The following is an 11,347-nucleotide window of genomic DNA, read 5'->3' as shown; positions in this document are numbered from 1 at the left end:
CTGGTCAAGCACTTTGCCGCCAGCACCTACGACCGCAGCGAGCAGGTGGTCTTTGTGAGCCACGGCGACTGCCTGGAGGACTGCCGCTATGTGGCCGACAAGATCGCCGCCCTGGGCGTAAAGCGGGTGTGCATCTCCACCATCGGCCCGGTAATCGGCGCCCATTCCGGCCCTGGTACCGTCGCCCTGTTCTTCCGGGCGGACAAGCGATAATTTTTCCAAAACAAACAAGCGGGCGGGATCGAACGATCCCGCCCGCTTACTTTTTATTGGATGGCCGCGCCCATGGCCCGGGCCTGTTCCAGTGCCGGGTGGCCGGTCATCTCGCCAGGCCCCTGCACACCGCCCGCAAATACGGTGCCCGCCAACTCCAGATTTTCAAAGCAGTCGATCCAGCCCTGGATGCCGGCTTCCGCACGCTTCGGCACAAAGTCCTCGGTCTCGGCAGCCGCACTGAGCAGACACACCTTTCGGAAGGCGTTTTCCCGCCCATACAGCGGCTCGGTGCGGTCCAGGAAGGTTTTCAGCTGGCCGCACAGCTCGTAATAATAGATGGGCGTGGCAAAGGCCACCACCTGGGCGGCGCGCAGCTTTTCCAGCAGCGGAGCCACATCGTCCCGAATCACGCAGCTGCCGGTTTTCTGGCAGGCAGTGCAGCCCCGGCAGAACCGGATGTCCTTATCCCGCAGGCTCACCAGCTCCACCTCATGGCCCGCCTGCCGCGCACCCTCAGCAAACTGCTCGGCCAGCGCATGAGAATTGCTGCCCGGCCGCAGGCTGGCGCTGATAACCAAAACCTTCTTTTCCATCTTGATCTCACTTTCTTGTATATTATTTATTTGATTATACAAAAAGTTGATCTATCAAAAAAGGCCCGGCGCTGCCGGGCCTTTGGCTTACAGAGTACGCAGCGCGTCCTGCAAAGCGGTCTTCTGGGTGGTTTTTTCATCCTTCTGCTTGATGACCCGGGCGGGAACACCGGCCACCACCGCGCCCGCAGGCACGTCCTCGATGACCACACTGCCGGCGGCAATCACTGCGCCTTCGCCCACGTGCACACCCTCGATGACCACCGCGTTGGCACCTACCAGCACATCGTCCTCCAGGATCACCGGCTTTGCGCTGGCGGGCTCGATCACACCGGCCAGCACCGCACCCGCGCCCACGTGGCAGTGCTTGCCCACGGTGGCACGGCCGCCCAGCACAGCGCCCATATCGATCATGGTGCCCTCGCCGATGATGGCGCCGATGTTGATGATAGCGCCCATCATAATCACCGCCGCGTCGCCGATCTCCACCTGCTCGCGGATGATGGCGCCCGGCTCGATGCGGGCGTTGATGCCCTTCAGGTCCAGCAGGGGAATGGCCGAATTGCGGCAATCGTTTTCCACCACCATGTCCTCGATCTTATCGGCATTGGCCTCCAGAATGGGGCCAAGCTCCTTCCAGTCGCCAAATACGATCTTGGCACCGGTGCCGAACACCTTGGCGGAGCCGTAGTTCAGGGGCTCCTTTTCCTGGATGGTGATCTTCACCGGGGTCTTCTTCTCGGCGTTTGCAATGTACTGAATGATCTGTTCTGCGTTCACGTTTCTTTTCCCACCTTGTTGCTTTGTTTTTGCCGTTCTATTATGCCACATTCCCGGCCGTTTTTCAAACCCCTGTGCTCAGACCAGGCCGGCAGCCTTCAGCGCAACGGCCAGCTTGGCCTTGGCGGCCTCGCCCATGGGGCCCAGAGGCTGGCGGTATCCGCCCACCTCCATGCCCATCTGGTTCATGGCCTCCTTCACGGGAATGGGATTGACCTCCAGGAACAGGCCGTTGATCACATCCAGCAGGCCCAGCTGCGCCTGGAGCGCCTTGTCCCGGTCGCCGTTCAGGTAGTCCATGACCATATCGTGAGTCTGGCGGGGCAGGATGTTGGCCAGCACCGAGATCACACCGCTGCCGCCCAGCGACAGGATGGGCAGAACCATATCGTCGTTGCCGGAATAGAGGGCGAAATCCTCATTCACATAGCGGGCGATCTTGGCGGTGTAGCTCAGGTTGCCGGAGGCCTCCTTGATGCCCATGATGTTGGGATGGGTGGACAGACGGCGCACCATGTCCTCGGAGATGCCGCAGCCGGTACGGCCGGGCACATTGTACAGGATGCAGGGGATATGCACCGCGTCCGCCACCGTCTTGAAGTGGTTGTACATGCCCTCCTCATTGGTCTTGTTGTAATAGGGAGTAATGAGCAGCAGGGCATCCGCACCCAGCTTTTCAAAGCTCAGGCTCTTTTCCAGCATGGTCTGGGTGCAGTTGGAGCCGCTGCCCGCGATCACCGGCACCCGGCCGGCCACCCGCTTGACCACGAATTCGCAGACCGCGTCGTCCTCCTCGTGGCTCATGGCCGAGCTCTCACCGGTGGTGCCCAGGATCAGCAAACCATCAGTGCCGTTTTCCAGGTGAAAGCCCACCAGCTGGGCCAGTTTTTCAAAATTAACGCTTCCATCCTCGTGGAAGGGGGTAATGAGGGCCACAATGGAGCCCTTCAGATTCTTTGCGGTCATAACGGCTGCTCCTCTCTATCCTTAAACTTACGAACAACAAAAAACGCGCCGGAAGGGCGCTGCGGCCTTACCGGCGCGTGGACAATACCACCGCTTACAGGTAAGATAGCGCCCCCGCGGTCCTTCCGCGGACAGTGCCGCGGGTATTCCCCGTGGCCCCATCGGCACCGCCGCGCCCGGCTGCGCCAATTCGGCGGGCTTGCCCCGCCCCACGATCTGCACCTGCCGGCTCCTGTGGGGTTCATCGCACCCGCGCCTCTATCCATATATCTGCATCATAGCACGCTATCGAAGTGAAGTCAACGGCTTTTTCCTTCTTTGCCCAAGCGTTCCCACGCTTGTGCATCCGGAGCAGAACGCTTATAATAGGAGCAAAATGTCACAAACAGAGGGGGAGAGATTTCCATGACGCAGCAGCTGCTGACCCAATACCGCCGGGACCTGCACCAGATTCCGGAAACTGATTTTGACCTGCCCGAAACCCTGGCCTATATCCGCCGGGTGCTGGAGCAGTATCCCTGCACCTTGTTTTCACCCTGCCAGAGCACCCTGTGTGCCTACTTTGACGCAGGCAAGCCCCACACCGCCGCCTTCCGGGCAGATATGGACGCTCTGCCCATCGCCGAGCGCAGCGGCTGCGACTACGCCTCCCGCCACGAGGGCAAGATGCATGCCTGCGGCCACGACGGCCACATGGCTATGGTGCTGGCGCTGGCCGGGCGGGTGAGTGAAGTGCTGGACAAGCTGCCCCGGAACGTGCTGCTGGTGTTCCAGCCCGCCGAGGAAACCACCGGCGGTGCAAAGCTGGTGTGCGACAGCGGTGTATTCGAGCAATACCACTGCGACCGGATCTTCGGCTGGCACCTGTGGCCGGATCTGCCCGCCGGAGCCATCACCGGACGCCCCGGCCCGCTGCTGGCCCGCTCCAGCGAAGTGACCGTAACCGTAACGGGCAAAAGCAGCCATGTGGCCAAGCCCCACGAGGGCCGTGACGCATTGTATGCCGCCTCCGCCTTTTTGTGCGAAAGCTACCGGCGGCTGGAGCTGCTGGGCCGGCCGGAGGAGCCCCGTCTGCTGAAATTCGGCAAGCTGACCAGCGGCCAGGCCCGCAACGCCATCAGCGATTCCAGCCTGCTGCTGGGCACCCTGCGCGTCTATTCCGACGAGATGTTCAACGCCGCAGAAACCATGCTGCGGGATCTGGCCAAAACCCTCGAGCGGGAAACCGGCTGCAGCTTTACCATCACCTTCTCGGCCGGATATCCGCCGGTACGCAACGACCAGACCCTGTTTGAGCAGGCCCGCGCGGCGCTGCCCCAGCTCCAGGTGCTGGACGAGCCGCTGATGATCTCGGAGGATTTTTCCTTCTATCAGCAGCAGCTGCCCGGCCTGTTTTTGCTGCTGGGTACCGGCACCGGCATCCCTCTGCACGCGGACACCTTCGACTTTGACGAGAGCGTGCTGGCCGCAGGCCTCGCGGCGGACGAACTGCTCTTGTTTTTGAACTGAATACACTTTTTCTGCCAATTTCCCACGAAACCGCTTGTTTTTGTTATTGCAACCGGTTTCGTGGGATTTTTTGTGCTTATATCAGAGACAAAAAACCAGCAAACCGCTGGATTTCACAGTTTTTTCACTTTCCTTCCTATGCATTCTCACAAAATACTTTTCCACTGTTTGACTTTATCGCTTTGAAGCAGTATAATGCTAAACAACGACAGAGATGTCAGGGGCCGGCGGGGAGATTTCCACCGGACTGCCTGCTCTTTTTTCGTTTCAAGGGGTTTGCGAAGATCCAATCCAAAAAGAGAGGAGCACACACACATGAAACTTTGGAAACGCATGGGCGCCGCCGCACTGGCCGGTGCACTGGCGCTGAGCATGGTCGCCTGCGGCGGCGGCAACGCTGCAGCCAGCGGCACTTCCACCACGGCGTCCTCTTCCGGCACTGCAGCCGCAACCGGCAGCAACGTGCTGAATGTTATGACCGAGGTCGAGGTCGCCTCCCTGGACCCCCAGCTGGCCACCGACGGCACCAGCTTTGAGGTAATCGCCAACTACACCGACGGCCTGATGCAGATGGACGCGGACGGTCAGCCCGTTCCCGCCATTGCCGAGAGCTACGAGGTGAGCGAGGACGGCTGCACCTACACCTTCCATCTGCGTGAGGATGCCAACTGGTCCAACGGCGACCCTGTTACCGCCAACGACTTCGTGTTCGCCTGGCAGCGCGCGGCTGATCCCGCCACCGCCTCCGAATACAGCTACATGATGAGCGACATCGGTCAGATCAAGAACGCCGCCGAGATCATCGCCGGCGAGATGGATAAGAGCGAGCTGGGCGTCACTGCAGTGGACGAAAAGACCCTGCAGGTGGAGCTGATCGTTCCCGTTCCTTACTTCCTGAACCTGATGTATTTCCCCACCTTCTACCCGGTAAACCAGGCGTTCTATGAGGGCCTGGCGGAGGGCACCTTCGGCACCAGCCCGGACACCGTACTGAGCAACGGCGCCTTCATTCTGGACAGCTACGAGCCCGCGGCTCTGTCCTTCAGCCTGGTGAAAAACCCCGACTACTACGATGCCGACAAGGTCCAGCTGGACGGCCTGAACTACCAGGTCATCAAGGACAGCCAGCAGGCCTTCATGAGCTACCAGAACGGCGATCTGGACATCGTCAAGCTGAGCGGCGACCAGGTGGACCAGGTTCAGGGCGACCCTGAGCTGAGCGTACACGGCGCCGGCTACCTGTGGTACCTGACCCTGAACATGGACGGCGTACCCGCTCTGGCCAACCAGAACCTGCGTCTGGCTGTGACCCACGCCATTGACCGTACCTCCATCGTGGAGGACGTGGTGAAGGACGGCTCTCTGGCCACCTACACCGCCGTTCCCCCGCAGTTCGCCACCGGCCCGGACGGCAGCGACTTCTCGGAAGATCAGACCATGTTCCAGGATGTGTGCAGTGACGATCCCGCCAAGGCTGCCGAGTACCTGGAAGCCGCCAAGGCTGAGCTGGGCCAGGACACCTTCACCTTCCAGCTGCTGGTGGAGGACACCACCGAGTCCCAGAACGTGGCCGCCGTTATCAAGGAGCAGGTGGAGACCAACCTGCCCGGCGTGACCATGGAGATCAAGGTTGAGCCCAAGAAGCAGCGCGTTGAGGACATCCAGGAAGGCAACTACGAGGTCTGCCTGACCCGTTGGGGCCCCGACTACGCCGATCCCATGACCTACCTGAACATGTGGATCACCGATAACAACAACAACTACGGCAAGTGGAGCAACGCCGAGTACGATGCCATCATCGCCGACTGCACCACCGGCCAGTACGTGAGCGATGCTGCCGCCCGCTGGCAGGCTCTGTACGATGCCGAAAAGATCATCATGGAGGAGGCCGTCATCGTTCCCGTTTACACCAAGGCCGATGCCTGCATGATCAAGTCGGGCGTGACCGGCGTGGACTTCCACCCCGTTGCTCTGAACCGGGTGTTCAAGAGCGCCACCAAGGGCTAAGGCCCTTTGAACCGCCCGTCCTGCGGGCGGGACATGTATCAAAAGAGGGAGATCGCTTGTGAAAAGTTATATTCTGAAACGAGTGCTCATCTCGGTATTCACCCTTCTGGCCATTACGCTGGTGCTGTTCTGCCTGCTGCAGCTCATGCCCGGCTCCCCCTTCAACGACGAGAAGCTCACCGATGACCAGCGCATCGTCTTGAACGAGAAATACGGTCTGGATCAGCCGGTGCTGGTCCAGTTCGGGCGGTATGTGGCCAATCTGGTGCAGGGTGATTTCGGCGTGAGCTACAACATCAGCAAAAACACCCCCATCAGCCAGCTTATCCAGACCCGTCTGCCCATCAGCATCCAGGTGGGCGGCATGGCCGTTGCCCTGGGCGCGGTGCTGGGGCTCATTCTGGGCGTGATCGCCGCACTGAATCACAACACCTGGCTGGACAGCCTGTGCACCGCCATCTCGGTGCTGGGCGTTTCGGTGCCAAGCTACGTATTCGCTCTGGCACTCAGTTACACCCTAGGCTTCCGATTGAAATGGCTGCCCATGCTCTATTCCACAAACACGCCGTTTCTCTCCAGCGTGATGCCCAGCATCGCGCTGAGCATGTTCACCATGGCCTCCATTGCCCGCTTTACCCGCAATGAGATGATGGAGGTGCTGGGCAGCGAGTACATGCTGCTGGCCGAGAGCAAGGGCATCAACGGCGCGCCGCTGATTCTGCGGCACGCACTGCGCAACGCGCTGATTCCCATCATCACCGTGCTGGCGCCCCTGATCGTGGATCTGATGACCGGCAGCCTGGTGGTGGAGAAGATCTTCTCCATTCCCGGCGTGGGCAGCCTGCTGGTCACGGCCATCCAGTCCAACGACTACAACGTGGTTATCGCCCTGAGCTTCATCTACAGCGCCATGTACATCGGCATCATGCTGGTGGTGGACCTGCTCTACGGCGTGATCGACCCCCGTATCCGTGTAACCGGTGAGGGCGGCCGCATGGGCTTCTTTGCCCGCTGGCGGCTGGTACTGTTCGGCAGAAAGAAGGTGGCGAAGGTATGAATCAGGTACAAACCATTCCCGCGGGCACCCGGGCCGACATCCCGGACCTGCGGCCGGAGGATTTCACTCTGCGCGGCAGTCGTGAGGACCATCTGGACACAAACTTCGCCAGCCAGGGCTACTGGCACGATGTGCTGCACCGTTTTGTTTCCAACAAGGGTGCGGTGCTCGCCCTAATTCTCATTCTCATCATTGTGGTCATGGCGGTGATCGGCCCCGGCCTGAGCGGCCGCAGCTATTCCAGCCAGACCCTGAGCGAAAAGAACTTCGCCCCCCGCATCCCGGTGATTGAAAACCTGGGCATCTTCAACGGCGACGAGGTACTTACCACCACCACCGGCAGCCGCGTAGTGAACGAATACGAGGAAAAAGGCCTGACCGACACCTACTACTGGTTCGGCAGCGACACCCTGGGCCGCGACATCTTCACCCGCGTGTGGGAAGGCACCCGGGTCAGCCTGGGCATCGCCATCGTGTCCGCCGTAATCAACATGACCATCGGCATGTGCTATGGCCTGATCAGCGGCTATTTCGGCGGCTGGGTGGACACCATCATGCAGCGCTTTGTGGAGATCAACAACGGCATTCCCCGTCTGGTGATCGTGACGCTGCTGCTTCTGGTGGTCAAGCCCGGCTTCACCACCATCGTCATCGCGCTGGTCATCACCGAATGGATCAACATGAGCCGTATCGCCCGGGCCGAAATGCTCAAGCTGAAGGAGCAGGAGTTCGTTCTGGCCAGCCGCACCCTGGGCGCGGGCAGCTTTTTGATCATCTTCAAGGAAGTATTGCCTAACATCATCGGCCAGATCATCACCCAGCTGATGTTCAGCATCCCCACCGCGATCTTTACCGAGGCCTTTTTGAGCTTCGTGGGTCTGGGCATTCCCGTTCCCCAGTGCAGCCTGGGCAGCCTGATCAGCGAGACCTTCAACAGCTTCACCACCCACCCCTACCAGATTGTTCCTCCCATTGTGGTGATGTCGCTGCTGATGCTCTGCTTCAACATGCTGGCCGATGGCCTGCGGGAAGCCTTTGACCCCAAACTGAAGGAAATGTGAGGTGACAGACCATGGAAAACACTGCAAAGGAAACCGTATTGTCCATCCGGGATCTGTCCATCACCTTCAAGACCGGCGCAGGCCCGGTGAACGCCATCCGCGGCGTGAACATTGACCTGCCCCGGGGCAATACTCTGGCAGTTGTAGGTGAGAGCGGCAGCGGCAAATCCGTCACCTTCAAGGCGGCCATGGGCATCCTGGCCTCCAACAGCGTGGTGAACAGCGGCAGCATCGTGTACAACTACCGCCACAACGACGGCACCCCCGCCACCGTGGACATTCTGAAAATGAAAACCCGCGACATCCGCCGCCACATCAACGGCAAGCGGATCGCGATGATCTTCCAGGACCCCATGACCAGCCTGGACCCCACCATGCCCATCGGCAAGCAGATCATGGAGGGCATGGTCTGGCATTACAAGACCCCCAAGCAGCAGGCCTGGGACAAGGCCGTGCGCCTGCTCACCGAGGTGGGCATCGAGGAGCCGGAAAAGCGGATGCGCCAGTATCCCCACCAGCTCAGCGGCGGCATGCGCCAGCGCGTGGTCATTGCCATCGCGCTGGCCTGTGACCCGGATGTGCTCATCTGCGACGAGCCCACCACCGCGCTGGATGTGACCATCCAGGCCAAGATCCTTGAGCTGATCAAGCGCATCCAGGCCGAGCGCGGCATCAGCGTTATCTACATCACCCACGACCTGGGCGTGGTGGCCAAGGTTGCGGACTTCGTGAACGTGATGTACGCGGGCCGCATCGTGGAGGCAGGCACCATCGGCGAGATCTTCTATGATCCCCGCCACCCCTACACCTGGGGCCTGCTCAGCGCCATGCCGGATCTGGACACCGAGGACGACCGGCTCTACACCATTCCCGGCTCTCCGCCGAACCTGCTGCACCCGGTGCCCGGCGACGCCTTCGCGCCCCGGAACGCCTACGCGCTGAACATCGACGAGCGGCTGGACCCGCCCCTGTTCCGGATCAGCGAGACCCACTACGCGGCCAGCTGGCTGCTGGATGAGCGGGCACCCAAGGTGGAGATGCCGCCCGAGCTGAAGGCCCGCATTGAACGCATGAAGAAGGAGGGAATCTGACAATGGAAGAAAGAAAACCCCTTCTGGAGGTCAAGGGCCTGAAGCAGTACTTCAAGGGCAGCCACCAGTTCACCGTGAAGGCGGTGGACGGCGTGGACTTCGTGGTCTACCCGGGTGAGACCTACGGTCTGGTGGGTGAGAGCGGCAGCGGCAAGAGCACCATCGGCCGCAGCGTGATCCGGCTGTACAAGCCCACCGACGGGCAGATCCTGTTCAACGGCATGGACATTTCCGGCGATCTGAACGCCCAGCAGAACCGGCAGCTGCGCACCCAGATGCAGATGATCTTCCAGGACCCCATGGCCTGCCTGAATCCCCGCAAAAAGGTGGGGGAGATCATCGCCCAGGGTCTGGACATCCATCATCTGTATTCCAGCCGGGCCGAGCGCCAGGAGAAGGTGGCGGCGATTCTGAAAAAGGTGGGCCTGGCCCCCGAGCACGCGGACCGCTACCCCCACCAGTTCTCCGGCGGCCAGCGCCAGCGCGTGGGCATTGCCCGAGCCCTGATTATGGACCCCAAGCTGATTATTGCCGACGAGTGCATCAGCGCGCTGGACGTTTCCATCCAGGCCCAGGTGGTCAACCTGATGAAGGACCTGCAGGAGGAAACCGGCACCGCCTATCTGTTCATTGCTCACGACCTGTCCATGGTGAAATACATTTCGGACCGGATCGGCGTGCTGCATCTGGGCCATCTGGTGGAGACCGGCACCACCGAGGAGATCTTCTCAAACCCAGTGCACCCCTACACCCAGAGCCTGCTCAGCGCCATTCCCCAGCCGGACCCCCGCACCGAGCGGGATCGGGTGGCCAAGAGCTACGATTACCGCACCTCCGGAGTGGATTACCTGGCAGGCAAGCAGCAGCATCTGGGCGGCACCCACTATGTGCTGGCCACCGACGAGGAGCTGGCCCGCTGGACCGCCCGCGCCTGATTTTCATTTTGCGATCCTCCCTTTTGATACAAACACAGCACCGGCCGGCCCCGATCATGGGGCCGGCCGGTCCTGTGTTTTTTATTGTTTTTCTTCTTTCAGCCTGTTCAAGAAGGCCTCCAGACGATCAAGCCCCTCCTCCAGCTGGTCCTGTGCGCAGCAGTAGGAAAGCCGCACATAGCCCTCGGAGCCAAAGCAGCTGCCCGGCACGAGGGCCAGACCTCCCTCCTGAATCAGCCGGGTGCAGAACTCCTCGCTGCTCATGCCAAACTGGCGGATGCAGGGGAAGATGTAGAAGGCGCCCTCCGGCTTGTTCACCGGCAGGCCCATGCTGCACAGCCGCTGGTACACATAATCCCGCCGCTGCCGGTAGCTCCGGCGCATGCCGCTCACGTCGCTTTCCAGCGCGGTGATGCAGGCGGTCTGGGAAAAGCTGGTCACGCTGACCACGCTGTACTGATGCACCTTCTGCAGCTGCTGCTTCACCGGCGCGTCCGCCGCCAGCCAGCCCAGCCGCCAGCCGGTCATGGCATAGGGCTTGGAGAAACTTTCCACCACGATAATGTTCTCCCGCAGGTCCGGGTAAAGGGCGGCAAAGCGGCCGAAGGAATCGGTGTAGCACAGCTGCCAGTACACATCGTCGCAGATCACATAGATGCCGGCACGGCGCACAAGCGCTGCCACCGCGTCCAGGCTTTCCTTCGTATAGACACAGCCGGTGGGGTTGTTGGGGCTGGTGAGGATGATGGCCTTGGTACGCTCGCTCACAGCGGCGTTCAGCGCCTTTTCGCTGAGCTGGAAGCCGTAGGGCTCGGTGTCCACCGGCTTGTACACGCCCCGGCACAGGCCGATCAGAGATTCATACAGGCCGAAGGCGGGGATGGGCACCAGCACCTCGTCGCCCACATCCACCACACCGGACAAAGCGCACAGCAGCGCCTCGGTGGCTCCGCAGGTGACCACGAATTCCTCCGGCGCATAGTGCAGGCCCTGCTTTTCGCTGAAGGCGGAAAGAGCCTCCAGCAGCTGGGGCCGGCCGTTGTTGGGCGGGTAGTGGGTATCGCTCTGCTCCAGCGCCTGCTGCGCAGCCTGCCGGATGGGCAGGGGAGTGTCGAACTCCGGCTCGCCCAGG

General features: G+C 61.1%; 11 protein-coding genes and 1 riboswitch. Of the genes, 7 read left to right on the top strand and 4 right to left on the bottom strand.

The genetic code is table 11. The features are described from left to right. Positions 1-213 (top strand): DegV family protein (locus tag J7G73_RS11960; RefSeq protein ID WP_291246415.1); only part of this gene is annotated, 213 nt, incomplete at its 5' end. 53 nt (positions 214-266) lie between these two features. Here the strand turns inward: J7G73_RS11960 and J7G73_RS11955 are convergent. The 3 genes from J7G73_RS11955 to dapA all read right to left on the bottom strand — a co-directional run bounded on the left by J7G73_RS11955 (position 267) and on the right by dapA (position 2,555). Beyond that, entirely contained in the window at positions 267-809 is a 543-nt protein-coding gene (locus J7G73_RS11955; RefSeq protein ID WP_291246414.1) for a flavodoxin family protein, read from the bottom strand. A gap of 87 nt (positions 810-896) precedes the next feature. Continuing rightward, on the bottom strand, positions 897-1,640 hold the full coding sequence (gene dapD, locus J7G73_RS11950; RefSeq protein WP_206423059.1) for a 2,3,4,5-tetrahydropyridine-2,6-dicarboxylate N-acetyltransferase: 744 nt from the start codon (positions 1,638-1,640) through the stop codon (positions 897-899). A gap of 27 nt (positions 1,641-1,667) precedes the next feature. Continuing rightward, a complete protein-coding gene (dapA, locus tag J7G73_RS11945; RefSeq protein ID WP_291246413.1) occupies positions 1,668-2,555 on the bottom strand; it encodes a 4-hydroxy-tetrahydrodipicolinate synthase in 888 nt (295 codons plus the stop codon). 98 nt (positions 2,556-2,653) lie between these two features. Next, positions 2,654-2,824: riboswitch (Lysine riboswitch) on the bottom strand. A gap of 136 nt (positions 2,825-2,960) precedes the next feature. On the opposite strand from dapA, the gene J7G73_RS11940 reads away from it, so the two are divergent. From J7G73_RS11940 to J7G73_RS11915, 6 genes are all read left to right on the top strand, one after another. Continuing rightward, positions 2,961-4,064: an amidohydrolase gene (locus J7G73_RS11940; protein WP_291246412.1), complete on the top strand. Its 1,104-nt coding sequence runs from the start codon at positions 2,961-2,963 to the stop codon at positions 4,062-4,064. 315 nt (positions 4,065-4,379) lie between these two features. Further along, positions 4,380-6,071, top strand: a complete 1,692-nt coding sequence (locus tag J7G73_RS11935; RefSeq protein ID WP_291246411.1) for a peptide ABC transporter substrate-binding protein — start codon at positions 4,380-4,382, stop codon at positions 6,069-6,071. Between the two features lie 58 nt (positions 6,072-6,129). Continuing rightward, the gene (locus tag J7G73_RS11930; protein ID WP_087294893.1) at positions 6,130-7,128 is read left to right on the top strand and encodes an ABC transporter permease; all 999 of its coding nucleotides are present in this window, start codon (positions 6,130-6,132) and stop codon (positions 7,126-7,128) included. Further along, positions 7,125-8,189: an ABC transporter permease gene (locus tag J7G73_RS11925; protein ID WP_291246410.1), complete on the top strand. Its 1,065-nt coding sequence runs from the start codon at positions 7,125-7,127 to the stop codon at positions 8,187-8,189. Before J7G73_RS11930 ends, J7G73_RS11925 begins: the two co-directional genes overlap by 4 nt. A gap of 11 nt (positions 8,190-8,200) precedes the next feature. Further along, a complete protein-coding gene (locus J7G73_RS11920) occupies positions 8,201-9,280 on the top strand; it encodes an ABC transporter ATP-binding protein (protein WP_291246409.1) in 1,080 nt (359 codons plus the stop codon). Between the two features lie 2 nt (positions 9,281-9,282). After that, positions 9,283-10,215 carry an ABC transporter ATP-binding protein gene (locus J7G73_RS11915; protein ID WP_291246408.1) on the top strand — a complete coding sequence of 311 codons (933 nt, stop codon included), beginning with the start codon at positions 9,283-9,285 and terminating at the stop codon, positions 10,213-10,215. A gap of 81 nt (positions 10,216-10,296) precedes the next feature. On the opposite strand, the gene J7G73_RS11910 is transcribed toward J7G73_RS11915, so the two are convergent. Next, on the bottom strand, positions 10,297-11,347 hold a 1,051-nt coding region (locus tag J7G73_RS11910), incomplete at its 5' end, for an aminotransferase class I/II-fold pyridoxal phosphate-dependent enzyme (protein WP_291246407.1).

Origin of the sequence: Allofournierella sp. (assembly GCF_017889395.1) — a bacterium.
In the GTDB taxonomy this organism is placed as follows: Bacteria; Bacillota; Clostridia; order Oscillospirales; family Ruminococcaceae; genus Allofournierella.
The sequence above is the reverse complement of the archived record's forward strand: the minus strand, read 5'-3'. Positions and strand labels throughout refer to the sequence as shown.

Excerpts from the sequence above, each read along its gene's own strand:
- dapD (WP_206423059.1), bottom strand. The coding sequence starts at position 1,640 with ATGTGGCATAATAGAACGGCAAAAACAAAGCAACAAGGTGGGAAAAGA.
- J7G73_RS11935 (WP_291246411.1), top strand. The coding sequence starts at position 4,380 with ATGAAACTTTGGAAACGCATGGGCGCCGCCGCACTGGCCGGTGCACTG.
- J7G73_RS11955 (WP_291246414.1), bottom strand. The coding sequence starts at position 809 with ATGGAAAAGAAGGTTTTGGTTATCAGCGCCAGCCTGCGGCCGGGCAGC.
- J7G73_RS11920 (WP_291246409.1), top strand. The coding sequence starts at position 8,201 with ATGGAAAACACTGCAAAGGAAACCGTATTGTCCATCCGGGATCTGTCC.
- dapA (WP_291246413.1), bottom strand. The coding sequence starts at position 2,555 with ATGACCGCAAAGAATCTGAAGGGCTCCATTGTGGCCCTCATTACCCCC.
- J7G73_RS11925 (WP_291246410.1), top strand. The coding sequence starts at position 7,125 with ATGAATCAGGTACAAACCATTCCCGCGGGCACCCGGGCCGACATCCCG.
- J7G73_RS11940 (WP_291246412.1), top strand. The coding sequence starts at position 2,961 with ATGACGCAGCAGCTGCTGACCCAATACCGCCGGGACCTGCACCAGATT.
- J7G73_RS11915 (WP_291246408.1), top strand. The coding sequence starts at position 9,283 with ATGGAAGAAAGAAAACCCCTTCTGGAGGTCAAGGGCCTGAAGCAGTAC.